This window comes from Agrococcus sp. UYP33 (assembly GCF_054060915.1).
The window spans coordinates 506,274-531,109 of sequence record NZ_JBSSDR010000002.1 but is presented as its reverse complement, the minus strand read 5'-3'; the positions used below and the strand labels follow the sequence as shown (position 1 = coordinate 531,109).

The window sequence follows — 24,836 nt, the reverse complement described above, 5'->3', positions numbered from 1 at the left end:
GTGACGGCGGCCGGTGCGCGCCGGCTCGCCGTCGTCGGCTGGCCGGTCGAGCACTCGCTGTCGCCCGCGCTGCACGGCGCCGTGGCCCGCCAGCTCGGCCTCGACTGGGACTACGGCCGCAGCGCGGTCGAGCCCGGCGGGCTCCCGGCCTTCGTCGGGGCGCTCGGCCCCGAGTGGCTCGGGCTGTCGGTGACGGCGCCGCACAAGGACGCCGCCGCCGAGCTCGCGGACGAGCTCGATCCGCTCGCCCGCGCGACCGGCACGGTCAACACGCTGCTGCTCGGTGCGCCGACCCGCGGCCGGCGCGCGCTGCGGGGGTGGAGCACCGACGTCGGCGGCATCGTGCGGGCGTTCGCGGATGCGGGGCTCGCCCGGGCGGGCTCCGCCGCGATCGTGGGCGCGGGCGCCACGGCGCAGACCGCGCTCGTCGCGCTCGCCTCGATGGGCGTCGAGCGCGTGACCGTCGCGCTCCGCACCCCGGCGAAGGCGCAGCGGCTCCGCGAGCTCTCGGCGTCGCTCGGGGTCGCGCTCGAGGTGCAGGCGCTCGACGCGCCGCTGCCCGTCGTCGACGCGGCCGTCTCGACGCTGCCGGCCGCCGCCGACGCCGTGCCGACCTTCGCCGCACCGCCGACGCGCCTGCTCGACGCCGACTACGCGCGCCCAGAGGGCTCGCGGTACCTCGCGTCGCTGCCGCGCCTGCACGTGATCGACGGGCGCGAGATGCTGCTCGGCCAGGCGGTGCTGCAGGCGCGCATCTTCGCGCAGGGCGACGTCGACGCGCCGCTGCCCGACGAGCCGCGCGTGGTCGCGGCCATGCGCTGGGCGCTCGGTGCGAGCGCGACCGGTCCTGGGGCATCCGGGACTCTGGAAGAATCATGAGCATGCTGCGCTGGCTCACCGCTGGGGAATCCCACGGCCCCGAACTGCTCGCCCTCCTCGAGGGGCTGCCCGCGGGCGTGCCCATCACCGCGGAGCAGATCCAGGCCGACCTGCAGCGCCGCAAGCTCGGCGCCGGTCGCGGCGCCCGGATGAAGTTCGAGCAGGACGCGCTGTCGATCTCCGGCGGCGTGCGCCACGGCAGCACCCAGGGCGGCCCGATCGCCCTCCGCATCGGCAACACCGAGTGGCCGAAGTGGACCGAGGTCATGGGCGCAGCGCCGCTCGAGGAGGAGCTCACCGGTGCGCGCGCTGCGAAGCTCACCCGCCCGCGTCCCGGCCACGCCGACCTCGTCGGCATGCAGAAGCACGGCTTCGACGAGGCGCGCCCGGTGCTCGAGCGCGCGAGCGCCCGCGAGACCGCGGCCCGCGTCGCGCTGGGTGCCGTCGCCCGCGCCTTCCTCGGCGAGCTGGGCGTGCGGCTCGTGAGCCACACGCTGTCGATCGGGCCGGTGCGCGTGCCCGACGGTGCCGCGCTGCCCGCGCCCGACGACGTCGACCTCCTCGACGCCGACGAGCTGCGCTGCTTCGACGCCGCGACGAGCGCCGCGATGCTCGCGGAGGTCGAGGATGCCCGCCGCGCCGGCGACACGCTCGGCGGCATCGTCGAGGTGCTCGCCTACGGCCTGCCGCCGGGGCTCGGCTCCTACGTGCACTGGGACCGCAGGCTCGACGGCCGGCTCGCCCAGGCGCTGATGAGCATCCAGGCCATCAAGGGCGTCGAGGTCGGCGACGGCTTCGAGACCACGCGGCGCCGGGGGAGCGTCGCGCACGACGAGCTCATCGTCGGCGAGGGCGGCGTGCACCGTGAGACCGGCAGGGCGGGCGGCATCGAGGGCGGCATGACCACCGGCGACCCGCTGCGGGTGCGCGCCGGCATGAAGCCGATCGCGACGGTGCCGCGGGCGCTGCGCACCGTCGACGTGTCCACCGGCGAGGCCGCCCAGGCGCACCACCAGCGCAGCGACGTGTGCGCCGTGCCCGCCGCCGGCGTCGTCGCCGAGGCGATGGTCGCGCTCGTGCTCGCCGACGCGATGGTCGAGAAGTTCGGCGGCGACTCGGTCGCCGAGACGCGCAGGAACCTCGACGCCTACCTCGCCGCGATCCCCGAGCAGCTGCGCACCACCTCGTGACCGTCGACCGGGCGGGCGAGGCCGGCGCCGGTCCGCGCCCGGGCGACGAGGCGGGCACCGTCCCGCCGATCGCGCTCATCGGACCGATGGCGGCGGGCAAGTCGTCGCTCGGCCGCAAGCTCGCCGCCCGGCTGGGCCGCACCTTCGCCGACACCGACCGGCTCGTGGTGCTCGAGCACGGACCGATCCCCGAGCTGTTCGCCGAGCACGGCGAGCCCGCCTTCCGGCGCTGGGAGGCGGATGCCGTGCGGCGCGCGCTCGTGCCCGGTTCGGTCGTCGCCCTCGGGGGCGGCGCCGTGCTCGAGGAGCACACCCGGGCGCTCCTCGCGCACGCGACGGTCGTGCTCGTCACCGTCGACGAGCACACCGCCGAACGGCGCATCAGCGGCGGCGGCCGGCCGCTCGTCGCCGACGGCATCGCGTCGTGGCGGCGCATCGCCGCAGAGCGGGACCCGATCTACCGCGAGCTCGCGGACACCGTCGTCGACTCGTCGAGGACGCCGATGGCCCAGCTGGTCGATCGGCTCGAGGCCTGGCTCGCGGAGCGCGGGCTGTGACACTCCAGAGGGGGAGCGCATGACCACCATCCGCGTCGAGACCGAGGCGCCCTACGACGTCCACGTCGGCAGGGGCATCCTGGTCGACCGCATCCGCGAGTCGCTCGGCGACGCGACGCGGCTGCTCGTCGTGCACCAGCCGGCGATGAGCCGCATCGCGGAGCACCTCAAGGCCGAGCTCGACGTCGAGGTGCTGCTCGCGGAGGTGCCCGACGCGGAGGCGGCGAAGCGCATCGAGGTCGCGCAGTTCCTCTGGCAGATCATGGGGCAGGCGGAGTTCACCCGCACCGACGCCGTGGTCGGGCTCGGCGGCGGTGCGGTCACCGACCTCGCCGGGTTCGTCGCCGCGACGTGGCTGCGCGGCGTGCGCGTGATCCAGGCGCCGACGAGCGTGCTCGGCATCGTCGACGCGGCCGTCGGCGGCAAGACCGGCATCAACACCGAGCAGGGCAAGAACCTCGTCGGGGCGTTCCACCACCCGGCCACGGTCGTCGCCGACCTCGAGCTCGTCGACTCGCTGCCGCGCAACGAGCTGCTGACGGGCTTCGCGGAGGTCGTGAAGGCCGGGTTCATCGCAGACCCGCGGATCCTCGAGCTGCTCGAGGGCTCGCTCGACGCGACGACCGACCCGTCGACGCCGGAGTTCCAGGAGGCGATCGCGCGCGCGATCGAGGTCAAGGCGCGCGTCGTGGCGAACGACTTCCGCGAGCACGGCGAGCGCGAGTTCCTCAACTACGGGCACACGCTCGGCCACGCGATCGAGCACACGGAGCGCTACCGCTGGCGCCACGGCGCAGCCGTCGCGATCGGCATGGTCTTCGCTGCCGAGCTCTCGCGGCTCGCGGGGCGCCTGCCCGAGTCGGTCGTCGACCGGCACCGGGCGGTGCTCGAGTCGCTCGAGCTGCCGACGACCTACCCGGTCGGCCGGTGGCAGACGGTGCTCGGCACGATGCGCAAGGACAAGAAGACGCGCGGCTCGATGCTCCGCTTCGTCGTGCTCGACGACGTCGCGCGCCCCCGCATCCTCGAGGGCCCGGACGACAGCCTGCTCTTCATGGCGTACCAGTCGCTCGCTGACTGACCCGAGCAGCCCGCCTTCCCCGCCTGCGGAGTGGTGACTCCCACGTGTGAGTGGTCACTCCCACGTGTGAGTGGTCACTCCGACGCGTGAGTGGTCACTCCGACGCGTGAGTGGTCACTCCAGCGCGTGAGGGGTCAGGGACACGCGTGAACGGTCACTTCCGCGCACCAGTGGTCACTTCCGAGTATGGATGCCCGGTGCCGCGTCTGCGATTCCAGTGCGAGGGCGAGCGCGCATCCCGACTGACCACTCAGCGGCGGCAGTGACCAGTCAGCGACGGAGGTGACCACTCAGGCGCGGGATTGACCACTCAGGCGCGGGATTGACCACTCAGCGGCGGGAGTGACCGCTCGGGGGCGGGAGTGACCACTCAGCGGCGGGAGCGACCACTCGGGGGCGAGAGCGACCGCTCGGGGGTGGGAGTGATCGCTCGGCGGCGGCGCGGGGCGAGCGCTGCCACGGGCGGGCTGGCGGCGCGGCCGCGCGCGGTGCAGAATCCCAGCCATGGCACATGGCGACATCACGCATCTCGAGATCCCGGTCACCGACATGGCGCAGGCGACGCGCTTCTACGGCTCCGTGTTCGGCTGGCAGATCACCGAGTCGGAGGGCTACGAGGGCTACCCGATGTGGCAGGCGCCCAACGGCGTCTCCGGCGGCGCGCTCACGGCACGCGAGGACGGCTTCACGCAGCCGCGCTCGGTGATCGAGGTCGACTCGATCGACGAGGCCCTCGCGAAGGTCGAGGAGCTCGGCGGCACCGTCACGCTCCCGAAGGGCGAGATCTCGCCGACGAGCTGGTGGGCGGTGTTCACCGACCCCGACGGCAACAGCATCGGTCTGTTCGAGGGCGAGATGTAGCGAGCCGCGCGGCGCCGACCGCCGGCGCCCATGCGGCAGGATGGCGGCATGCGCATCCTCGTCCTCAACGGACCCAACCTCGGCCGCCTCGGCACGCGGGAGCCCGACGTCTACGGCACCGCGACGCTCGCCGACATCGCGCCGCTCGTCGCGTCCGCCGGCACCGCGGACGCGCCGATCGAGGCCGACGTGCGGCAGACGGATGACGAGGCCGAGCTCGTCGGCTGGATCCACGAGGCCGTCGACGCGCGCACCCCGGTGATCCTCAACCCCGCGGCCTTCACGCACTACTCCTACGCGCTGCGGGATGCGTGCGCGCTGCTGCAGGGCGTGGCGCCGCTCGTCGAGGTGCACATCTCGAACCCGCACGCGCGCGAGGTCTTCCGGCACACGTCCGTCGTCTCCGCCGTCGCGACCGGGGTCATCGCCGGGTTCGGGCTCGACGGCTATCGCCTGGCCGCGTCGGCGATCGCCGCCCGGTAGGATCATCTGTCGGTCCGATGAGGGCCGCGACGATCACGGAACGGAACACGCATGGCAACGACCAACGACATCAAGAACGGCGCGGTGCTCAACCTCGACGGCCAGCTCTGGAGCGTCGTCGAGTTCCAGCACGTCAAGCCCGGCAAGGGCGGCGCCTTCGTGCGCACGAAGCTCCGCAACGCGCGCAGCCAGAAGCTCGTCGACAAGACCTTCAACGCCGGCACGAAGGTGGAGTTCGCCACCGTCGACCGCCGCGACTACCAGTTCCTGTACAACGACGGCACCGACTTCGTGTTCATGGACAACGACACGTACGAGCAGCTGCCCGTCCCGGCCGACATCGTCGGCGACGGCGCGAAGTACCTGCTCGAGAACGGCACCGCCACCATCTCGATGCACGAGGGCGAGGCGCTGCAGGTCGAGCTGCCCGCATCCGTCGTGCTCGAGATCACCTACACGGAGCCGGGCCTGCAGGGCGACCGCTCGAGCGCAGGTACCAAGGCCGCCACGGTCGAGACCGGCGCCGAGATCCAGGTGCCGCTGTTCGTCGAGCAGGGCACGCGGGTCAAGGTCGACACGCGCGACGGCAGCTACCTCGGCCGCATCAGCTGACGTGGGCGAGGAGACCTACCCCGCCCGGCGGAAGGCGCGCAAGCACGCCGTCGAGGTGCTCTACTCCGCGCAGGCGCGGGGCGAGGCGCCCGAGACGGTGCTCCGCGACACCGCCGACCGCCTCGGCTGGGCGACCCACGGATGGTTCCCCTTCGCCCGCGAGATCGTCGCGGGCGTCTCGGACGAGCTCGAGGGCGTCGACGAGCTGATCGCCTCGTCGAGCGCGAACTGGCCGATCGACCGCATGCCGCGCACGGATCTGGCGATCCTCCGCGTCGGCGTCTGGGAGCTCGAGCACGAGACCGCGCCCGCGAGCGTCGTGATCTCGGAGGCCGTGCACATCGCCAACGAGCTCTCGACCGAGCGCTCCGGCGCGTTCATCAACGGCGTGCTCGGCAAGATCGCAGCCTCGCGCGCCTAGCGCCGCGTCGTCGCCCGGGGCGGACCCGCTCCGGGCGGCACTGGCGCGGCGCGCGCCGCGCGACCACGCTGGGGGCGTGAGCGAGCGCCTGGAGACGGACTGCGCCATCGTCGGCGGCGGCCCGGCCGGACTGATGCTCGCCCTGCTGCTCGCCCGGCGCGGCGTGCGCGTCGTCGTGCTCGAGCAGCACGGCGACTTCCTGCGCGACTTCCGCGGCGACACGATCCACCCCTCGACGCAACAGGTGCTGCACGAGATCGGGCTGCTCGACCGATTCCTCGCCCTGCCGCACGCCGACATGCCGCAGGTGTCGATGCGCTTCTCGGGGCACCGGCTCGTGCTCGCCGACTTCACGCGGCTCCCGACCGCGCGGCGCTGCATCACGTTCATGCCGCAGTGGGACTTCCTCGACCTGCTCGCCGACGCCGGGCGCGCGCTGCCCGGCTTCGACGTGCGGATGCGCCACACCGGCCGGGCGCTGCTGCGCGACGGCGGCCGCATCGCGGGCGTGCTCGCCGACGGCCCCGACGGCCCGGTCGAGGTCCGCGCGAGGCTCACGGTGCTCGCCGACGGCCGCGACTCCGCCCTCCGCGACGTCGCGGGGCTCGAGCCCGTCGGCCCGCCCAGCGCGATCGACGTGCTCTGGTTCCGGCTGCCGCGGAGCGAGGGGGAGCGGGTGCCGTTCATGCAGATCGGCGACGGCGCGCTGCTCTCGATCGACCGCGGCCACTTCTTCCAGGCGGCGCACATCGTCCGCCGCGGCGCGTGGACGGGCGACGACGCGTCGCTGGCCGCGCTCCACCGCCGGGTGGCGGCCCTCGAGGCCAGCTTCGCCGAGCGCGTCGCGCGGCTCGGAGCCTCGGACGTGCGCGTGCTGCAGGTGCGCATCGACCGGCTCGAGCGCTGGCATCGCGACGGGCTGCTCGCGATCGGCGACGCGGCGCACGCGATGTCGCCCGCGGGCGGGGTGGGCGTCAACCTCGCGATCCAGGACGCGGTCGCCGCCGCGAACGCGCTCGCACCGGGGCTCGCGAGCGGACGGCCGACCGAGGCCCTGCTGCAGCGCATCCAGCGACGGCGGGAGCTGCCCGCCCGGGCGACGCAGGCCTTCCAGCGGCGGCTCGAGACGGTGCTCGTGCGCATCGCGGAGCCGGGTGCGGAGGTGCCGGTGCCGCTGCCGCTCCGGGTCGTGCAGCGGCTGCCGGCGCTCCGGCACGCGATGGGCCGGTTCATCGGCATGGGCCTGCGCCCCGAGCACGTCGACGCCCCCTCGACCCCCGAGCGGCACCCGGCGACGCGGTAGGGTGGAGTCATCAGACAACCTTGAAGCCCGTCCTGTGAGGCGGAGAAGGGAGTCCCCGTGACTGCACCGCGCACCGTGCTCGGCCCCGACGAGATCGCCAGGGCCCTGACGCGCATCGCCCACGAGATCCTCGAGGCGAACCAGGGACCCGACGACCTCGTGCTGCTGGGCATCCCCACCCGCGGCGCCCACCTCGCGCAGCGGCTCGCCGATCGCCTCACCGGCATCACCGGCATCGACTTCTCGGACCGCGTCGGCGCGCTCGACGTGACGATGCACCGCGACGACCTGCGCGGTCGCCCGACGCGCGCGTCGCAGCCCACGCGCATCCCGCTCGACGGCATCGACGACCGCGTCGTGGTGCTCGTCGACGACGTGCTCTACTCCGGCCGCACGATCCGGGCGGCCCTCGACGCGCTCGCCGACCTCGGCCGGCCGCGCGCCGTGCGGCTCGCGGTGCTCGTCGACCGCGGTCACCGCGAGCTGCCGATCCGCGCCGACTCGGTGGGCAAGAACCTGCCGAGCGCCCGCACCGAGCACGTCTCGATCCTGCTCGAGGAGGTCGACGGCCGCGACGGCGTGACCATCGAGTCCGCGACGGGGTCGATGTCGACCGGCGACGGGGGTGCCGCGTGAAGCACCTGCTGACGGCCGCGATGCCGCGCGACGAGGCCATCGCGCTGCTCGACCTCGCCGAGGACATGCACCAGATCCAGGACCGCGAGCTCAAGAAGCTCCCGGCGCTGCGCGGCCGCACGGTCGTCAACCTGTTCTTCGAGGACTCCACCCGCACGCGCTCGTCGTTCGAGATCGCCGGCAAGTGGCTCTCGGCCGACGTCATCAACGTCTCGGGCAAGGGCTCGAGCGCGTCGAAGGGCGAGTCGCTCCGCGACACCGGCCTCACGATCGCCGCGATGGGCGTCGACGGCGTGGTCGTGCGCTCCGGCGCCTCCGGCGCGCCGGCGCTGCTCGCCGACTGGATCGGCAAGCCCGTCATCAACGCCGGCGACGGCACCCACGAGCACCCGACGCAGGCGCTCCTCGACGCCTTCGCCCTCCGCCGCCGGATCCACGGTGATGCGGCCCGCGGCAAGGGGCTCGACGGCGTGCGCATCGCGATCGTCGGCGACATCGCCCACTCCCGCGTCGCGCGCTCGAACGCCCTGCTGCTGCCGGCCCTCGGCGCCGAGGTGACGCTCGTCGGTCCCGCGGCGTTCCTGCCGGTCCCGGCCGCCGACGGCACCCGGCTCGGGCTCCGCGCCGAGACGAGCCTCGACGCCGTCATCGACGAGCGGCCGGACGCGCTCATGCTGCTGCGCGTGCAGCTCGAGCGGCAGGCAGGGAAGGTGGCGCCGAGCGTCGGCGAGTACATCACCGGCTGGTCGCTCACCGACGAGCGCCTCGCGCGCCTGGGCGACGCCGCGATCATGCACCCCGGGCCCATGAACCGCGGCCTCGAGCTCTCGAGCCGCGCGGCCGACGGCGACGCGTCGACCGTGCTGGCGCAGGTCACCGCCGGCGTCTCGGTGCGGATGGCGGTGCTCTACTCGCTCCTCGCGTCGGACCATCCCGCTGACCACCGACCCGCCGACCACCGACCCGCGAACGACGGAGGCCTCCGATGACGACGCTGCTGCTGAACGCCGCCGTGCTGGGCGGCGAGCGCCGCGACCTCGCGATCGAGGGCGGCGTGCTCGTCGACCCCGCGACCGTCGACCGCGCCACCGCCGAGGTCGTCGACGCCACCGGCCTCGTCGCCCTCCCCGGCCTCGTCGACCTGCACACGCACCTGCGGCAGCCCGGCGGCGAGCAGGCGGAGACCGTCGCGAGCGGCGTGCGCGCGGCAGCAGCCGGCGGCTACACGTGCGTGTTCGCGATGGCGAACACGAACCCGGTCGCCGACACCCCTGCGGTCGTCGAGCAGGTGCACCGCCTCGGCCTGCAGGCCGGCCTCGCGACCGTGCGGCCCATCGGTGCGGTCACCGTCGGCCTCGCGGGCGAGCGGCTCGCCGACATGACGATGCTGGCGCAGAGCGCCGCCCGGGTGACCGTCTTCAGCGACGACGGGAAGTGCGTCGCCGACGCCGAGCTCATGCGCCGCGCGCTCGAGCACGCTGCGTCGCTCGGCGGCGTCGTCGCCCAGCACGCGCAGGACCCGCACCTCACCCGCGGCTCGGTCATGCACGAGAGCCCGCTCGCCGCGGAGCTCGGCCTCACCGGCTGGCCCTCGGTCGCCGAGGCGTCGATCGTCGCGCGCGACGCGATGCTCGCCGAGGTCACCGGCGCGCGCCTGCACGTCTGCCACGTGTCGACGGTCGAGACCGTCGAGGTCGTGCGCGCCGCGAAGGCGCGCGGCATCCAGCTCACCGCAGAGGTGACGCCGCACCACCTGCTGCTCACCGAGGAGCTCGTGCGCTCCTACGACGGCCGCTTCAAGGTCAACCCGCCGCTGCGGGCCGAGCGCGACGTGCTCGCGCTCCGCGAGGCGCTCGCCGACGGCACGATCGACATCGTCGCGACCGACCACGCACCGCACGCCCCGGAGGCGAAGCAGACGGCGTTCGCGGATGCCGCGTTCGGCATGGTCGGGCTCGAGACCGCGCTCGGCGTGGTGCAGCAGGCCATGGTCGAGACCGGCCTGCTCGACTGGGCCGGCGTCGCGCGCGTCATGTCGACGGCGCCCGCCGCGATCGGCAGCGAGCCCGGCTACGACGCGCCGCTCGAGGTCGGGTCGCCCGCGCACGTCGTGCTCGTCGACCCCGACGCCCGCAGCGTCATCGACGTCGACCGCCTGCACGGCCGCTCCACGAACTCGCCGTTCCTCGGCGTCGAGCTGCCCGGCCGAGTGCTGCACGTGTGGCACGGCGGCACGCGCACGGTCGCGGACGGCTGCGTGGGCGTCGCGACCGAGGGCGCAGACCGATGACCAAGGAGCTCTTCGCGCTGCTGTGCGCCGGGTTCGTGGCCCTGCTCGCCGCCTTCGCCGTGCTCGGCGTGCTCGCGCGCCGGCGCCGCCAGCGCGACATCGAGGCGCCGCAGCCGTGGATCCAGGCGGTCCCGACGCTCGTCGTCGAGGCGCTCTACGTCGCGACCACCCGCGCGGGCGACCCCTACGACCGCATCTTCGCCCACGGCCTCGGCTTCCGCGGCCGCACGCAGCTCGCCATCGACGCGGACGGCGTGCAGCTCGTCGCCGACCGCACCGAGGTGCGCATCCCGGCCGACCGCATCCGAGCGGTCGAGCGCGCCACCTGGACCATCGACCGCGTCGTCGAGCCGGGCGGGATCATCGTGATCGCGCACCGGCTCGGCGCCGACGTCGACACCTACCTCCGCATCATCGGGGACGACCGCGAGGCGTTCGACGCGCTCGCCGGCCTCGCCCCCATCCGCACGCAGACACCTGGGGAAGGAACCACCACATGAGCGCCCCGACGCCCGCAGCCCTCGTCCTCGAGGACGGCACCATCTACCGCGGCACCGCCTACGGCGCCGAGGGCACCGCCCTCGGCGAGGCGGTCTTCGCGACCGGCATGACCGGCTACCAGGAGACCCTCACCGACCCCTCCTACGCCGGGCAGATCGTCGTGCAGACGTCGCCGCACATCGGCAACACCGGCGTGAACGCCGAGGATGCGGAGTCGCGCCGCGCCTGGCCCGCCGGGTACGTCGTGCGCGCCGCCAGCCGCGTGGTGTCGAACTGGCGCTCCGAGGGCAGCCTCGGCGAGCAGCTCGAGCGCGACGGCATCGTCGGCATCGCCGGCGTCGACACGCGGGCGATCACCCGCCGCCTGCGCGACGCGGGCGCCATGCGCGCCGGCGTCTTCTCGGGCGCCGCGCTCGTCGACGACGACGCGATGGTCGCGGCGGTGCGCGAGAGCCCGCAGATGGCGGGACGCAGCCTCGCGGAGCTCGTCTCGACGACGGAGGCATACACGCTGCCCGCCGTCGGCGAGTCGCTCGGCACGCTCGCGGTGCTCGACCTCGGCGTGAAGGCGTCGACCCTGCGCTTCCTGCAGGAGGAGGGGTTCGACCTCGTCGTGCTGCCGCAGAGCGCGACCCTCGAGGAGGTGCTCGCGCACCGCCCGATCGCCGCGTTCTACTCGAACGGCCCCGGCGACCCCGCCGCGAGCGACCAGCAGGTCGCGCTCCTGCAGGGACTGCTGCGCGAGGACCTGCCGTTCTTCGGCATCTGCTTCGGCAACCAGCTGCTCGGCCGCGCGCTCGGCTTCGGCACCTACAAGCTGCCCTTCGGCCACCGCGGCATCAACCAGCCGGTGCTCGACACCGCGACCGGCAGGGTCGAGATCACGAGCCAGAACCACGGCTTCGCCGTCGACGCGCCGCTGCACGAGGAGCTCTCGAGCCCGGCCGGCTTCGGCCGCGTCGAGGTGAGCCACTACTCGCTCAACGACCAGGTGGTCGAGGGCCTGCGCGCGCTCGACATCCCCGCCTTCAGCGTCCAGTACCACCCCGAGGCCGCAGCCGGCCCGAACGACGCCCGCCACCTCTTCGCGCGGTTCCGCGAGCTGGTCGTCGCGCACCGCGCCGGTGCCCAGCCGACCGGCGCCGACACCACCACCGACGCCGTCGTGGAGGCCGCGACCGGCCGCACGACCGACGCCACCGACTCGCAGAAGGACGCCTGAATGCCCAAGCGCGACGACATCCGCTCCGTCCTCGTCATCGGCTCCGGGCCGATCGTCATCGGCCAGGCCGCCGAGTTCGACTACTCCGGCACCCAGGCGTGCCGCGTGCTGCGCGAGGAGGGCGTGCGCGTCATCCTGGTGAACTCGAACCCGGCGACGATCATGACCGACCCCGACTTCGCCGACGCCACCTACATCGAGCCCATCACGCCCGAGGTGATCGAGACGATCATCATGAAGGAGCGCCCCGACGCGATCCTGCCCACGCTCGGCGGGCAGACGGCGCTCAACGCGGCGATCGCGCTGCACGAGCAGGGCATCCTCGAGCGCCACGGCGTCGAGCTCATCGGCGCGAAGGTCGACGCCATCCAGCGCGGCGAGGACCGGATGCTGTTCAAGCAGCTCGTGCTCGACGCCGGTGCCGACGTGGCCTCGAGCGTCATCGCGAAGTCGGTCGACGACGCGCTCGCCTTCGCCGGCGAGTTCGGCTACCCGGTCGTCGTGCGCCCTTCGTTCACGATGGGCGGCCTGGGCTCCGGCTTCGCGCACGACGAGGCGGAGCTCCGCCGGTTCGTGGGCGACGGCATCCACTCGTCGACGATAGGCGAGGTGCTGCTCGAGGAGTCGATCCTCGGGTGGAAGGAGTACGAGCTCGAGCTCATGCGCGACACGGCCGACAACACGGTCGTCGTCTGCTCGATCGAGAACGTCGACGCGGTCGGCGTGCACACCGGCGACTCGATCACCGTCGCGCCGGCGCTCACGCTCACCGACCGCGAGTACCAGCGGCTGCGCGACATCGGCATCGACATCATCCGGCGCGTGGGCGTCGACACCGGCGGCTGCAACATCCAGTTCGCCGTCGATCCCGCGACCGGCCGCATCATCGTCATCGAGATGAACCCGCGCGTCTCGCGCTCGTCGGCGCTCGCCTCGAAGGCGACCGGCTTCCCGATCGCCAAGATCGCGGCGAAGCTCGCGCTCGGCTACCGGCTCGACGAGATCCCCAACGACATCACGAAGGTGACGCCCGCGTCGTTCGAGCCCGCGCTCGACTACGTCGTGGTGAAGGTGCCGCGCTTCAACTTCGAGAAGTTCCCGGCGGCGGACGCGACGCTCACGACGACCATGAAGTCGGTCGGCGAGGCCATGGCCATGGGCCGCACCTACGCCCAGGCGCTGCAGAAGGCGCTCCGCTCGCTCGAGAAGCGCGGCTCCTCGTTCCACTGGGAGGGCGAGCCGGGCGACGCCGCTGCGCTCCTCGAGCTGGCGAGCGTGCCGACCGACGGCCGCATCGTGACGCTGCAGCAGGCGCTCCGCGCCGGTGCGACGATCGAGCAGGCGCACGCGGCGACCGGCATCGACCCGTGGTTCCTCGACCAGATGGTGCTCATCAACGAGGTCGCCGACGAGGTGCGCGCCGGGAACGGCGCCGGCGAGCTCGACGAGCCGCTGCTGCGGCGCGCGAAGGAGCACGGCTTCTCGGACGCGCAGATCGCGCAGCTGCGCGGCACGACCGAGGCCGAGGTGCGCGAGGCGCGCTGGGCCGCTGACGTCCGGCCGGTCTTCAAGACCGTCGACACGTGCGCGGGGGAGTTCCCCGCCGTGACGCCGTACCACTACTCGAGCTACGACCTCGAGACCGAGGTGGTGCCGTCCGACCGCCGCAAGGTGATCATCCTCGGCTCCGGCCCGAACCGCATCGGCCAGGGCATCGAGTTCGACTACTCCTGCGTGCACGCGTCGTTCGCCCTCGCCGACGCCGGCTTCGAGACGATCATGGTCAACTGCAACCCCGAGACGGTCTCGACAGACTACGACACGAGCGACCGGCTCTACTTCGAGCCGCTCACGCTCGAGGACGTGCTCGAGATCGTGCACGCCGAGCGCGGCGCCGGCGAGCTCGTCGGCGTCATCGTGCAGCTCGGCGGGCAGACGCCGCTCGGGCTCGCGCGCGGCCTCGAGGCGGCGGGCGTGCCGATCCTCGGCACGACTCCGGATGCGATCGACGCGGCCGAGGAGCGCGGGCTGTTCCAGCGCATCCTCGACGACGCCGGCCTCGTCGCGCCGCGCAACGGCACGGCGACGACCGAGGACCAGGCGGTCGCGATCGCCGAGGGCATCGGCTACCCGGTGCTCGTGCGCCCGTCGTTCGTGCTCGGCGGCCGCGGCATGGAGATCATCTACGACACCGCGAGCCTGCACGGGTACTTCGACCGCATCGCCTCGCACGGGATCGTGGGCCCGGACCGGCCGCTGCTCGTCGACCACTTCCTCGACGACGCCGTGGAGATCGACGTCGACGCGATCTACGACGGCGAGGAGCTCTACGTCGGCGGCATCCTCGAGCACATCGAGGAGGCGGGCATCCACTCCGGCGACTCGTCGTGCACGATGCCGCCCGTCGGCCTCGGTCGCGCCCAGCTGCTCGAGATCCGCGACGCCACCCTGCGCATCGCGCAGGGGCTCGACGTGCGCGGACCGATCAACGTGCAGTTCGCGTACGCCGCCGGCGTGCTCCACGTCATCGAGGCGAACCCGCGCGCGAGCCGCACGGTGCCGTTCGTGGCCAAGGCGCTCGGCACCCCGATCGCGAAGGCGAACGCCCGCGTGCTCGCCGGCGCCACGATCGCCGAGCTGCGCGCCGAGGGCATGCTGCCCGAGCAGGACGGCACGATCCTGCCGATCGACGCGCCCGTCGCCGTCAAGGAGGCCGTGCTGCCGTTCCGGCGCTTCCGCACGGCCGAGGGCCACGTCGTCGACTCGCTGCTCGGGCCGGAGATGCGCTCGACCGGCGAGGTGATGGGCATCGACCGCGACTTCCCGACCGCGTTCGCGAAGAGCCAGTCCGCCGCCTACGGCGGGCTCCCCACCTCGGGCACCGTCTTCGTCTCGCTGTCCGACCGCGACAAGCGGCAGGCCGTGCTCCCGGTGCACCGCCTCCAGCAGCTCGGCTTCCGGATCGTCGCGACGATCGGCACCGCCGAGGTGCTCGCGCGCAACGGCATCCGCGTCGAGACGGTGCGCAAGCACTCGGAGGCCGGCGACGAGCCCTCGATCGTCGACCTCATCGATGCCGGCGAGATCGACATCATCATCAACACCCCGACCGGCGGCATCGCCCGCGCCGACGGCTACGAGATCCGTGCGGCGACGGTGGCGGCCGACAAGGCGCTCTTCACGACCGTCTCGCAGCTCGGCGCCGCGGTCGCGGCGATCGAGGCGTCGCGCGAGCCCTACGAGGTGACGAGCCTGCAGGAGTACCACGCGCGGCGGGCCGGATGACGTTCCTCGCGCGCCTGACGGCGTCCGTCGCCGCGCACGGTCCGCTGTGCGTGGGCATCGACCCGCATCCCGGACTCCTCGACGCGTGGGGCGGGGGAGCGCCGGTCGCGCAGGCCGAGCGCCTCGGCCGCGCGGTCGTCGCGGCTGCCGCAGGCCGGGCGGGCGTCGTCAAGCCGCAGGTCGCGCTCTTCGAGGCGCTCGGGTCGCCCGGCATCGCGGCGCTCGAGCGCGTGCTCGCCGACGCCCGCGACGCGGGGCTCGTGGTGATCGCCGACGCGAAGCGCGGCGACATCGGGTCGACGAACCTCGGCTACGGGGCCGCGTGGCTCGCGCCCGGTTCGCCGCTCGAGGCCGACGCGCTCACCGTGAGCCCGTACCTCGGCGTCGGCGCGCTCGACGGCCTCTTCGACGCCGCGGAGCGCGCGGACAAGGCGCTCATCGTGCTCGCCGCGACCTCGAACCCGGAGGCGGCCGCCGTCCAGCTCGCCCGCCTGCCCGACGGCCGCACGATCGCCGCGGCCGTCGCCGACGCGGTCGCCGAGCGCAGCGCGTCCAGCGGTGCGGGCCACGGCCTCGTGATCGGGGCGACCGTCGACCGCGCCGCGTTCGGGCTCGATGCGATGGATGCGTCGATCCCGGTGCTCGCGCCCGGGTTCGGCGCGCAGGGCGCCCGGCTCGAGGACCTCCGCGCCCTCTTCCCCGACGACGCGCTCGTGCTCGCGAGCGCCTCCCGCAGCATCCTGCAGGCGGGCCCGGACGGGATCGCCGCCGCGATCGACGCGGCCGCCGCAGCGCTCCCGCGATGACCGCGGGCGCCGCGCTGCCGGATCCGGCCGCCGCGGGCCGCGCCGCCATCGAGGCGCGCCGGGCCCGTGCGGCCGTGAAGCGCGCGCTCCGCGCCGGCCAGCGCGGCCCGCGCGACGTCGCGGAGCGCGCCTGGCAGGAGCCGGGCAGCCCCGAGGCGCTGCTGCGCTTCTCGGAGTACGCGTCGAGCCTGCGCGGGTTCGGCCCCGTTCGCGTCGAGCGGCTCATGGCGGGCCTCGGCATCGCGACGGGCAAGCGGCTCGGCTCGCTGGGCAATTTGCAGCGCGAGCGGGTTCGCGGTTGGCTTGACGACGTGGATCCCTCGCGTCGCCCCCGTCTCATCGTGCTCGCCGGGCCGACCGCCGTCGGCAAGGGCACGGTCGCCCAGTACGTGCGCGAGCACTTCCCGCAGATCCGCCAGTCGGTGAGCGCCACGACGCGCGCCGCCCGCCCGGGCGAGATCGACGGCGTGCACTACGCCTTCGTGTCCGACGCCGACTTCGACCGCATGATCGAGGAGCGCGAGTTCCTCGAGTGGGCGACGGTGCACAACCAGTCGCGCTACGGCACCCCGCGCTCGAGCGTGCAGGCCGCGCTCGACGAGGGCAGCTCGGTGCTGCTCGAGATCGACCTGCAGGGCGCCAGGCAGGTGCGCGAGTCGTTCCCGGATGCCGTGCTGCTGTTCCTCGCGCCGCCGTCGTGGGACGAGCTCGTGCGCAGGCTCGTCGGTCGCGGCACCGAGACGGAGTCCGAGCGCGAGCGCCGGCTCGAGACCGCCAAGGTAGAGCTCGCGAGCCAGCCGGAGTTCGACGCCACCATCGTCAACGCCGACGTCGCCGAGGCCGCGCACCAGGTCGTGGAGCGCATCCTCGCTGCCGAGGCCGACGACGGCGCAGCGCGCACCCGCTCCGCCCACTGAGCCCGCCGCGCGGCGGCGGTGACCCCGCGCCTCGTATACGCGAGTCGCCCTTGACTTCGCCCGTCTCCTGTGGACAATTGGGGTACAAGCAGTGCTCTCCAGACCTCGGAGCACGCGTCGCCGGCGGATGCCGGCTCGATGCGGAAGAGGACGCCATGGAGAGCTCCACCGTCACCCTGTCGCGGCAGCGCGACGATCGGCCGCAGGAGCCGGCGCCGTCGGCGCCCGCGGTGTCGCAGCGCGGCGTGGGCAAGATGCTCGACGAGCGCGCGTACCTCGCCGCGTTCGGGCGCGGGGGAGCGCAGCGCATGGCAATCCCGCTGCACAGGAGCTGAGCCGTGGACTACGCGCTCGACATCCGCGTCCTGGCGATCGTGCTGACGGTCGTGCTGATCGTGCAGATGCTCGCGCTGGCGTGCTGGCTCGTCGGCAAGGGCTGCAGCAAGGCCTTCGCGACCACTCGTCGCGCGCGCGAGGCGCCCGAGCCGCAGCGGCCCGCGGTGCAGGCAGAGCCCATGGTCTGACGCGCATCCGGCCCCTCCCGCCGGAAGCCTCCGCCACGCGGTAGGATGGACTCTTGCGCCCACCGGCGCACGAGCTTCGCGGGCGTGAACCCGCACCCGCCAAGAGTCTGCAGGAGGCACCCATGGCCAAGGGCATCATCAACCCGCCGATCGACGAGCTGCTCGACAAGGTCGACTCGAAGTACCAGCTGGTCATCTTCGCGTCCAAGCGCGCGCGCCAGATCAACGACTACTACACCGACATCCACGAGGGCTCGATGTTCGACAACGTCGGCCCGCTCGTCGACGCGACGATCGAGGACAAGCCGCTCTCGGTCGCGCTCCACGAGATCCACGCCGACAAGCTGAGCCTCACCCACGACGAGGTCACCGAGGCCTGATGCGCGTCGTCGTCGGGATCTCCGGCGGTATCGCCGCATACAAGGCAGCGCTCGCCATCCGCGAGCTCGTGCAGGCGGGGCATGACGTGCACGTCGTGCCGACCGCGTCGGCCCTGCGCTTCATCGGGCGTCCCACGCTCGAGGCGCTGAGCCGGAATCCCGTCTCCGACGAGGTCTTCGACGACGTCGCCGCCGTGCGCCACGTAGCGCTCGGGCAGGCCGCCGACCTGATCGTGGTGCTGCCGGCGACCGCGAACACGCTCGCGAAGCTCGCCACCGGTCTCGCCGACGACCTGCTCGGCACCACCGTCCTCGCCTCGCGCGCGCCGCTCGTGCTCGCCCCGGCGATGCACACCGAGATGTGGGAGCAGCCCGCGACGCAGGCGAACGTGCGGACCCTCACCGACCGCGGCGTCACGATCGTCGGCCCGGTCGCCGGCGAGCTGACCGGCGGCGACACCGGCCTCGGCCGCATGGCGGAGCCCTCCGAGGTCGTCGCGGCCGCGCTCGCGCGCGTCGCCGGCTCCGGCGCCCTCGCCGGCCGCACGCTCGTCGTCTCGGCCGGCGGCACGCGCGAGCCGATCGACCCCGTGCGCTTCCTCGGCAACCGCTCGAGCGGCGCCATGGGCGTCGCGATCGCCGAGGCCGCACGCGATGCGGGCGCCACCGTCACGCTCGTGGGCGCCAACCTCGACGTGCCGGCGCCCCGCGGCGTCGAGACCGTCGTCGTCGAGACGACCGCGCAGCTGCGCGAGCGGATGCTCGAGCGCGCCGACGCCGACATCGTCGTGATGGCGGCGGCGGTCGCGGACTACCGCGTCGACGACGTCTCCGACGCGAAGCGCACGAAGGAGTCGTGGGGCGAGCGCCCGACGCTGACCCTCGCGCTCAACCCCGACATCCTCGCCGAGCTCGCGCACCGCGAGCGCTCGAGCCTCGTCGTCGGCTTCGCCGCCGAGACCGAGGCCGACGACGACGCGCTCGTGCAGCGCGGCCGCGACAAGCTCGCCCGCAAGGGCGCCGACCTGCTCGTCGTCAACCGCGTCGGCCACGCCGAGGGCTTCGGCCACGTCGACACGCGCGTGCGCGTGCTCGACGGCTCGGGCGTCGTCGCCGACGCGAGCGGCAGCAAGGCGTCAGTGGCCCGCGCCATCATCGACGCGGTCGCCGAGCGCATCGCCGCGCGACCCGCGTCCGGCATCCCCGCCCCCACATCCCCATCCGAGGAGCATCAGTGAGCCTGCGGCTGTTCACGTCCGAGTCCGTCACCGAGGGCCACCCCGACAAGATCTCCGACCAGATCTCCGACGCGGTGCTCGACGCCATGCTGACGCAGGACACCGAGGCGCGCGTCGCCGTCGAGACGCTCGTCACCACGGGCCTCGTGCACGTCGCCGGCGAGGTGCGCACGACCGGCTACGTCGACATCGCGTCGGTCGCGCGCAAGGTCATCGTCGACATCGGGTACGACTCGAGCGAGGTGTCGTTCGACGGCAACTCGTGCGGCGTCACCGTCTCGATCGGCGAGCAGTCGCCCGAGATCGCCACGGGCGTCGACACGGCGGTCGAGGCGCGCGACGGCTCCGTCGACCCGCTCGACCGCGACGGCGCCGGCGACCAGGGCATCATGTTCGGCTTCGCGACCGACGAGACGCCCACGTACATGCCCGCGACCGCGTGGGCCGCGCACCGGCTCGCCGAGCGGCTCGCCGCCGTGCGCCGCAGCGGCGAGATCCCGTGGCTGCGCCCCGACGGCAAGACGCAGGTGACGATCGGCTACGACGGCTTCCGCCCCGTGAGCGTCGACACGGTGCTCGTCTCGACGCAGCATGCGCCCGGCGTCACCGACGCCGACATCCGCGCCGCCGTCATCGAGCACGTCATCGACCCCGTCGTCGCCCGGCTCGGCCTCGACGCGAGCGGCATGCGCGCGATCGTCAACCCCTCGGGCTCGTTCCTCACCGGCGGCCCGAAGGGCGACGCCGGCCTCACCGGCCGCAAGATCATCGTCGACACCTACGGCGGCGCCGCCCGCCACGGCGGCGGCGCGTTCAGCGGCAAGGACCCGTCGAAGGTCGACCGCTCGGCCGCCTACGCGCTCCGCTGGGTGGCGAAGAACGCCGTCGCCGCGGGCCTCGCGTCGCGCCTCGAGGTGCAGGCCGCGTACGCGATCGGCATGGCGCAGCCCGTGGGCCTCTACGTCGAGACGTTCGGCACCGGCACCGTCGACGACGCGACCATCCAGGCCGCGATCCAGGAGGTCTTCGACCTGCGCCCCGGCGCGATCGTGCGCGACCTCGACCTCCGCAAGCCCAAGTACCGCCAGACCGCTGCCTACGGCCATTTCGGCCGCGAGCTGCCCGACTTCACCTGGGAGCGGCTCGACCGCGTCGACGACCTGCGCGCCGCCGCGGGGCTCTGACCCCCTTGCCCGCGGCGCCGGTGGGCGAGCGGTTCGCCCGGGTCGTCGTCGACTCGCGGCTGCCGCAGCTCGACCGGCTGTTCGAGTACCGCGTGCCGCCGGGGCTCGAGGGCGTCGAGCCCGGCGTGCGGGTGCGCGTGCCGCTGCGCGGCGACCGGATGACCGCGGGCTACGTCGTCGAGGTGGCGGATGCGCGCGCCTGGGAGGGCGAGGTCGCCGACATCGAGAAGCTCGTCTCGCCGGTGCCGGTGCTGCGCCCCGAGGTGTGGGCGCTCGCCCGCGCGGTCGCGGATCGCGCCGCGGGCGGCGCGGCCGACGTGCTGCGCGTCGCGATCCCCGGCCGGCAGGCCCGCATCGAGAAGGCCTGGATCGAATCCCGCGCGGGCGACGCCTCGCCGCCGCCCCCCATGCCCGAGCTGCCGGAGGCCGCCCCGGTGCTGCCAGGGCTCGTCGAGGCGCGCCGCCGCATCGCCCTCGAGTGCGCGGGCGGCGTCGCGGCGGTCGAGACGGCCGACGGCACCGCCTGGATCGGGCGCTGGGCGATCGCGCTCGCCGCGCTCGCGCGGCAGGCGCTCGAGCGCGGCGAGCAGGCGATCCTCGTGGTGCCCGACCACCGCGAGCAGCGCCAGCTGCGGCTCGCGCTCGAGGCCGCGGTCGGCGTCGAGCGCACCGTCGAGCTCGACGCGCGGCAGAAGAACCCGGAGCGCTACCGCGGCTTCCTGCGGTGCATCGATGACGAGCCGATCGCGATCATCGGTCCGCGATCGGCCGTCTACGCGCCGGCCGCGCGCCTCGGCCTGCTCGCCGTCTGGGAGGACGGCGATCCGCTGCTCGCCGAGCCGCTCTCGCCCTGGGTGCACGCGCGCGACGCGGCGCTCGTGCGGCAGGGGCAATCGGGCTGCGCGCTCGTCATCGCCGGGCACGCGCGCTCGACCGACGCGGAGCGGCTCGTCGAGCTCGGCCACCTCGAGCACGAGCGGCTGGGCACGCAGCGCGTGCGCGTGCTGCCGGCTGCCCTCGCCGACGACGGCAGGCGCGTGCCGGCCTCGGCCTTCGCCGCGGCGCGCGATGCGCTGGCGTCGAAGCCGGTGCTCGTGCAGGTCGGCCGCCCGGGCCACGCGCCGGGCCTGCGCTGCGCGGACTGCGGCGCCCGCGGTCGCTGCAGCGCCTGCGGCGGGCCGCTCGGCCAGCGATCCCGCGGCGCCGCACCCGCGTGCCGGCTCTGCGGCCGGCTCGCCGCGGGCTGGCGATGCCCCTCGTGCGACGGCCAGCGGCTCGTGCCCGTCGGTCGCGGCTCCAGCCGCATCGCGGAGGAACTCGGTCGCGCGTTCCCCGGCGTGCCGGTGGTCGTCGCCGACGGCGAGCACGAGCGGCTCACGGTCGACGCGCGTCCGCGCATCGTCGTCGCGACGCGCGGGGCCGAGCCGATCGCCGACGGCGGCTACGGCGCCGTCGTGCTGCTCGACGGCGACGCGCTCCTCGCGCACGAGGGCCTGCGGGTCGCGGAGGAGGCGGTGCGGCAGTGGGCCGCGGCGCGCGCGCTCGCCGCGGAGGGCGCGACGGTCGTGCTCGCGGGGGTCGTCGGGCCCGTAGCCGCGGCGCTCACGGGCGACACGACCGTGCCCTTCGCGAAGGCCGAGCTCGCCGAGCGGCGGCAGCTGCGCTTCCCGCCCGCGGTGCGCACCGCATCCGTCGTCGGCACGCCCGACGCGGTCGCGGAGGCGCTCGAGGCGCTCGAGGGGAGCGAGCACCTCGACGTGCTCGGGCCGGTGCCGGTCGCGAGCGACGACCGCGCACGGCCCGGCGACGAGGTGCAGCGCGCGATCGTGCGGTTCGCCTACGGCGACGGCCCGCGCGTCGCCGGCATCGTGCGCGCTCGCGTGCTCACCGCGGCGTCGCGGCCGAGGCGACCGGGCGCGCCCGCGAGGCTCCGCATCCGGTTGGATGATCCTGAGCCCTTCGACGGGCTCTGAGCCCCCAGCACCTCCGAGAGGAACCATGCGCATCGTCTTCGCCGGCAGCCCCGCCGCCGCCGTCCCGAGCCTCGAGGCGCTCGCGCGCGCCCACGAGGTGGTCGCCGTCGTCACGAGGGCGGCGTCACCGCAGGGGCGCAAGCGCATCCTCACGCCGACACCCGTCGCGGAGGCCGCGACGGCGCTCGGCATCCCCGTGCTGGAGGCGAACCGGCTCGACGCCGATGCGACGGCGGCGATCACGGCGCTCGAGCCGGAGCTCGCCGTGGTGGTCGCCTACGGCGGCCTCGTGCGCGAGCCGCTGCTCTCGGCACCGCCGCACGGCTGGATCAACCTGCACTTCTCGCTGCTGCCCGACTACCGCGGCGCCGCGCCCGTGCAGCGCGCGCTCATCGACGGCCGAGGGACCACGGGCGTGAGCGTCTTCCGGCTCGTCGCCGAGCTCGACGCCGGCCCCGTCGTGCGGATGCGCGAGGCGGCGATCCCGGAAGGCGCGACCGCCGGCGCGCTGCTCGAGCAGCTCGCGGAGCTCGGTGCCTACGAGCTCGTCGCCGCGGTCGACGCGATCGCCGACGGCTCCGCGACGTTCGAGCCGCAGACCGGTGCGCCGACCTTCGCGCCGAAGCTCGCGCTCGCCGACGGGGCGCTCGACCTCACCGCGACCGCGCCGGCGGTGCTCGCGCGCTGGCGGGGGGTGACGCCGGAGCCTGGCGCGCACGCGACCGTGCTCGACGAGCGCGGCGAGGGCGAGCGCGTGAAGCTGCTCGCGCTCGCCCGCTCGGGCACCGAGCCGATCGCGCCCGGGCAGGCGCTGCTCGCGGGCCGCACGGCGGTCGTGGGGACCGGCAGCGCGCCGCTCGAGCTCATCGAGGTGCAGCCGGCCGGCAAGCGGCCGATGTCGGGCGCCGACTGGCTGCGCGGCCGCGGGGGCAGCGCCACCTTCGAGCTCGGAGCCGTGGCATGAGCGGCGCGAGCGCACGCGAGGTCGCGCGCGACGTGGTGCTCGCCGTCGCGCGCGACGACGCCTACGCCAACCTGCTGCTGCCCGCGCGCATCCGGGAGGCCGGGCTGACCCCCGCCGACGCCGGCTTCGCGACCGAGCTCGCCTACGGCACGCTGCGCTGGCAGGGGCAGCACGATGCGCTCATCGCCGATGCGGCCGGCCGGTCGCTCGATGCGATCGACCCGACCACGCTCGCGACGCTCCGCATCGGCTCGCACCAGCTGAGCCGCATGCGCACGCCCGTGCACGCGGCCGTCCATGAGACGGTCGCGCTGCTGGGCTCCCACCGGGGGAGGGCCGGCTTCGCGAACGCGGTGCTGCGCCGGCTCTCGGAGGTGCCGGCCGAGGAGCGGCTCGCGCGCCTCACCGCGGACGCCTCGGACGACGACCGGCTCGCGCTCGAGACCGCGCACCCGGCATGGGTGCTGCGGGCGCTGCGACGCACGCTCGACCGCGAGGGCCGCGCCGACGAGCTGGGCGCACTGCTCGCCGCCGACAACGACCCGCCCGCCGTGCAGCTCGTCGCGCTGCCGGGCATCGCCGACCCGGATGCCGTCGACGGCGCCGAGACGGCGAGCCCGATCGGTCGCGTCGCGCCTCCCGGGGATCCGGCGCGGCTGCCGCAGGTGGCCGACGGCAGCTGGCGTGTGCAGGACGCCGGGTCGCAGCTCGCGGCGCTCGCCCTGACGCGGGCGCGGCCGGCGCAGGCGGGGGAGCGGTGGCTCGACCTGTGCGCGGGGCCCGGCGGCAAGGCGGCGCTCATGGCAGCCGAGGCCGCGGCGGCCGGCGCGACCCTCGAGGCGAACGAGCTGCTGCCGCACCGTGCGCGCCTCGTGCGCGAGGCGGTGCGCGGCATCCAGCCCCGTCCCGACGTCGTGACCGGCGACGGCCGGCGCTACGGCCGCGGCGAGACGGTGGGCGCGTTCGACCGCGTGCTGCTCGACGCGCCCTGCACGGGCCTCGGCGCGCTGCGCCGCCGCCCGGAGGCGCGCTGGCGCAAGCAGCCGACCGATGTGCCGGAGCTCGCGGCGCTGCAGGTCGAGCTGCTCGAGGCCGCGGCGCGTGCCGTCGCGCCGGGCGGCCTCGTCGCCTACGTCACGTGCTCGCCGCACCTCGCCGAGACCCGCGCGGTCGTCGATCGCGCGGCGTCGCTCGGCCTCGTGCCCGTCGACACGCGTGCCGTCGTGCGCGAGCTGTCGCCCGGCATCGAGCTCGGCGAGACGGGCGACGCGGTGCAGCTGTGGCCGCACCGCAATGGCACCGACGCGATGTTCGTGCAGCTGCTGACGACGGCGTAGGTTCCGCGGGCTCGAGGTCCTGCTGGCGGGGGTTGCAAGACGCAGGGATGACCGAGCGCGCCCAGCGATTCGCCCCACTGGAGCGCGAGCGCCCAGAAGTTGCACCGATCTGCGGGTGCGGAGGACCCGGACCCGCAGATCGGTACCACTTTCGGATGCGCCCGCCATGCGAGCGTGCTCGGGGAGCGCCTC

At 74.4% G+C, this 24,836-nt stretch carries 25 protein-coding genes; all 25 read left to right on the top strand.

The features are described 5' to 3' along the window. Nucleotides 1-879, top strand: a complete 879-nt coding sequence (locus tag ACVWW9_RS12860; RefSeq protein ID WP_456515825.1) for a shikimate dehydrogenase family protein — start codon at nt 1-3, stop codon at nt 877-879. A gap of 2 nt (nt 880-881) precedes the next feature. Continuing rightward, nucleotides 882-2,069, top strand: coding sequence for a chorismate synthase (gene aroC, locus ACVWW9_RS12855; RefSeq protein ID WP_123697987.1), 1,188 nt, complete (start codon nt 882-884; stop codon nt 2,067-2,069). Further along, nucleotides 2,066-2,626 carry a shikimate kinase gene (locus ACVWW9_RS12850; protein ID WP_456515824.1) on the top strand — a complete coding sequence of 187 codons (561 nt, stop codon included), beginning with the start codon at nt 2,066-2,068 and terminating at the stop codon, nt 2,624-2,626. The genes aroC and ACVWW9_RS12850 overlap by 4 nt, the downstream gene beginning before the upstream one ends. A 19-nt stretch (nt 2,627-2,645) precedes the next feature. Continuing rightward, nucleotides 2,646-3,707 carry a 3-dehydroquinate synthase gene (gene aroB, locus ACVWW9_RS12845; protein WP_354260571.1) on the top strand — a complete coding sequence of 354 codons (1,062 nt, stop codon included), beginning with the start codon at nt 2,646-2,648 and terminating at the stop codon, nt 3,705-3,707. Between the two features lie 504 nt (nt 3,708-4,211). Next, nucleotides 4,212-4,568 (top strand): VOC family protein, encoded by a 357-nt coding sequence (locus ACVWW9_RS12840; RefSeq protein ID WP_456515823.1) that lies wholly within the window; start codon nt 4,212-4,214, stop codon nt 4,566-4,568. A gap of 48 nt (nt 4,569-4,616) precedes the next feature. Further along, the gene (aroQ, locus tag ACVWW9_RS12835; RefSeq protein WP_456515822.1) at nt 4,617-5,051 is read left to right on the top strand and encodes a type II 3-dehydroquinate dehydratase; all 435 of its coding nucleotides are present in this window, start codon (nt 4,617-4,619) and stop codon (nt 5,049-5,051) included. A 51-nt stretch (nt 5,052-5,102) separates the two neighbouring features. Continuing rightward, nucleotides 5,103-5,663, top strand: coding sequence for an elongation factor P (efp, locus tag ACVWW9_RS12830; RefSeq protein WP_123697983.1), 561 nt, complete (start codon nt 5,103-5,105; stop codon nt 5,661-5,663). Between the two features lies 1 nt (nt 5,664). Beyond that, nucleotides 5,665-6,084 (top strand): transcription antitermination factor NusB, encoded by a 420-nt coding sequence (gene nusB, locus ACVWW9_RS12825; RefSeq protein ID WP_354260577.1) that lies wholly within the window; start codon nt 5,665-5,667, stop codon nt 6,082-6,084. A 76-nt stretch (nt 6,085-6,160) separates the two neighbouring features. Continuing rightward, a complete protein-coding gene (locus tag ACVWW9_RS12820; protein ID WP_456515821.1) occupies nt 6,161-7,387 on the top strand; it encodes an FAD-dependent oxidoreductase in 1,227 nt (408 codons plus the stop codon). Nucleotides 7,388-7,444: 57 nt separating this feature from the next. Continuing rightward, nucleotides 7,445-8,023 (top strand): bifunctional pyr operon transcriptional regulator/uracil phosphoribosyltransferase PyrR, encoded by a 579-nt coding sequence (gene pyrR / locus ACVWW9_RS12815; protein ID WP_456515820.1) that lies wholly within the window; start codon nt 7,445-7,447, stop codon nt 8,021-8,023. Beyond that, nucleotides 8,020-9,012 (top strand): aspartate carbamoyltransferase catalytic subunit, encoded by a 993-nt coding sequence (locus ACVWW9_RS12810; RefSeq protein WP_456515819.1) that lies wholly within the window; start codon nt 8,020-8,022, stop codon nt 9,010-9,012. Before pyrR ends, ACVWW9_RS12810 begins: the two co-directional genes overlap by 4 nt. Continuing rightward, a complete protein-coding gene (locus tag ACVWW9_RS12805) occupies nt 9,009-10,313 on the top strand; it encodes a dihydroorotase (protein WP_456515818.1) in 1,305 nt (434 codons plus the stop codon). Before ACVWW9_RS12810 ends, ACVWW9_RS12805 begins: the two co-directional genes overlap by 4 nt. Beyond that, complete coding sequence (locus tag ACVWW9_RS12800) at nt 10,310-10,813, top strand: PH-like domain-containing protein (protein WP_456515817.1); 504 nt, start codon at nt 10,310-10,312, stop codon at nt 10,811-10,813. Before ACVWW9_RS12805 ends, ACVWW9_RS12800 begins: the two co-directional genes overlap by 4 nt. Beyond that, nucleotides 10,810-12,036 carry a glutamine-hydrolyzing carbamoyl-phosphate synthase small subunit gene (gene carA, locus ACVWW9_RS12795; RefSeq protein ID WP_456515816.1) on the top strand — a complete coding sequence of 409 codons (1,227 nt, stop codon included), beginning with the start codon at nt 10,810-10,812 and terminating at the stop codon, nt 12,034-12,036. The genes ACVWW9_RS12800 and carA overlap by 4 nt, the downstream gene beginning before the upstream one ends. Continuing rightward, complete coding sequence (carB, locus tag ACVWW9_RS12790) at nt 12,037-15,321, top strand: carbamoyl-phosphate synthase large subunit (RefSeq protein ID WP_456515815.1); 3,285 nt, start codon at nt 12,037-12,039, stop codon at nt 15,319-15,321. Next, complete coding sequence (pyrF, locus tag ACVWW9_RS12785) at nt 15,318-16,127, top strand: orotidine-5'-phosphate decarboxylase (RefSeq protein ID WP_456515814.1); 810 nt, start codon at nt 15,318-15,320, stop codon at nt 16,125-16,127. The genes carB and pyrF overlap by 4 nt, the downstream gene beginning before the upstream one ends. Further along, nucleotides 16,124-17,044: a guanylate kinase gene (gene gmk / locus ACVWW9_RS12780; RefSeq protein ID WP_456515813.1), complete on the top strand. Its 921-nt coding sequence runs from the start codon at nt 16,124-16,126 to the stop codon at nt 17,042-17,044. Before pyrF ends, gmk begins: the two co-directional genes overlap by 4 nt. 155 nt (nt 17,045-17,199) lie before the next feature. After that, nucleotides 17,200-17,379 carry a hypothetical protein gene (locus ACVWW9_RS12775; protein WP_456515812.1) on the top strand — a complete coding sequence of 60 codons (180 nt, stop codon included), beginning with the start codon at nt 17,200-17,202 and terminating at the stop codon, nt 17,377-17,379. Nucleotides 17,380-17,382: 3 nt separating this feature from the next. After that, nucleotides 17,383-17,568 carry a hypothetical protein gene (locus ACVWW9_RS12770; RefSeq protein ID WP_456515811.1) on the top strand — a complete coding sequence of 62 codons (186 nt, stop codon included), beginning with the start codon at nt 17,383-17,385 and terminating at the stop codon, nt 17,566-17,568. Between the two features lie 122 nt (nt 17,569-17,690). Next, a complete protein-coding gene (gene rpoZ, locus ACVWW9_RS12765; RefSeq protein ID WP_123697970.1) occupies nt 17,691-17,948 on the top strand; it encodes a DNA-directed RNA polymerase subunit omega in 258 nt (85 codons plus the stop codon). Then, nucleotides 17,948-19,186: a bifunctional phosphopantothenoylcysteine decarboxylase/phosphopantothenate--cysteine ligase CoaBC gene (gene coaBC / locus ACVWW9_RS12760; RefSeq protein WP_456515810.1), complete on the top strand. Its 1,239-nt coding sequence runs from the start codon at nt 17,948-17,950 to the stop codon at nt 19,184-19,186. Before rpoZ ends, coaBC begins: the two co-directional genes overlap by 1 nt. Further along, nucleotides 19,183-20,370 (top strand): methionine adenosyltransferase, encoded by a 1,188-nt coding sequence (gene metK / locus ACVWW9_RS12755; protein ID WP_123697968.1) that lies wholly within the window; start codon nt 19,183-19,185, stop codon nt 20,368-20,370. The genes coaBC and metK overlap by 4 nt, the downstream gene beginning before the upstream one ends. Before the next feature lie 5 nt (nt 20,371-20,375). Next, a complete protein-coding gene (locus tag ACVWW9_RS12750; protein WP_456515809.1) occupies nt 20,376-22,343 on the top strand; it encodes a primosomal protein N' family DNA-binding protein in 1,968 nt (655 codons plus the stop codon). 25 nt (nt 22,344-22,368) lie between these two features. Beyond that, nucleotides 22,369-23,307 carry a methionyl-tRNA formyltransferase gene (locus tag ACVWW9_RS12745; RefSeq protein ID WP_456515808.1) on the top strand — a complete coding sequence of 313 codons (939 nt, stop codon included), beginning with the start codon at nt 22,369-22,371 and terminating at the stop codon, nt 23,305-23,307. Next, nucleotides 23,304-24,644 carry an RsmB/NOP family class I SAM-dependent RNA methyltransferase gene (locus ACVWW9_RS12740; RefSeq protein ID WP_456515807.1) on the top strand — a complete coding sequence of 447 codons (1,341 nt, stop codon included), beginning with the start codon at nt 23,304-23,306 and terminating at the stop codon, nt 24,642-24,644. Before ACVWW9_RS12745 ends, ACVWW9_RS12740 begins: the two co-directional genes overlap by 4 nt. The last annotated feature ends 192 nt before the right edge of the window (nt 24,645-24,836 follow it).

Bases quoted from the DNA above. Each gene is read 5' to 3' on its own strand.
- aroC (WP_123697987.1), top strand. From the start codon at position 882: ATGCTGCGCTGGCTCACCGCTGGGGAATCCCACGGCCCCGAACTGCTC.
- aroB (WP_354260571.1), top strand. From the start codon at position 2,646: ATGACCACCATCCGCGTCGAGACCGAGGCGCCCTACGACGTCCACGTC.
- ACVWW9_RS12840 (WP_456515823.1), top strand. From the start codon at position 4,212: ATGGCACATGGCGACATCACGCATCTCGAGATCCCGGTCACCGACATG.
- aroQ (WP_456515822.1), top strand. From the start codon at position 4,617: ATGCGCATCCTCGTCCTCAACGGACCCAACCTCGGCCGCCTCGGCACG.
- efp (WP_123697983.1), top strand. From the start codon at position 5,103: ATGGCAACGACCAACGACATCAAGAACGGCGCGGTGCTCAACCTCGAC.
- ACVWW9_RS12805 (WP_456515818.1), top strand. From the start codon at position 9,009: ATGACGACGCTGCTGCTGAACGCCGCCGTGCTGGGCGGCGAGCGCCGC.
- ACVWW9_RS12800 (WP_456515817.1), top strand. From the start codon at position 10,310: ATGACCAAGGAGCTCTTCGCGCTGCTGTGCGCCGGGTTCGTGGCCCTG.
- carA (WP_456515816.1), top strand. From the start codon at position 10,810: ATGAGCGCCCCGACGCCCGCAGCCCTCGTCCTCGAGGACGGCACCATC.
- carB (WP_456515815.1), top strand. From the start codon at position 12,037: ATGCCCAAGCGCGACGACATCCGCTCCGTCCTCGTCATCGGCTCCGGG.
- pyrF (WP_456515814.1), top strand. From the start codon at position 15,318: ATGACGTTCCTCGCGCGCCTGACGGCGTCCGTCGCCGCGCACGGTCCG.
- gmk (WP_456515813.1), top strand. From the start codon at position 16,124: ATGACCGCGGGCGCCGCGCTGCCGGATCCGGCCGCCGCGGGCCGCGCC.
- ACVWW9_RS12775 (WP_456515812.1), top strand. From the start codon at position 17,200: ATGGAGAGCTCCACCGTCACCCTGTCGCGGCAGCGCGACGATCGGCCG.
- rpoZ (WP_123697970.1), top strand. From the start codon at position 17,691: ATGGCCAAGGGCATCATCAACCCGCCGATCGACGAGCTGCTCGACAAG.
- coaBC (WP_456515810.1), top strand. From the start codon at position 17,948: ATGCGCGTCGTCGTCGGGATCTCCGGCGGTATCGCCGCATACAAGGCA.
- ACVWW9_RS12745 (WP_456515808.1), top strand. From the start codon at position 22,369: ATGCGCATCGTCTTCGCCGGCAGCCCCGCCGCCGCCGTCCCGAGCCTC.
- ACVWW9_RS12740 (WP_456515807.1), top strand. From the start codon at position 23,304: ATGAGCGGCGCGAGCGCACGCGAGGTCGCGCGCGACGTGGTGCTCGCC.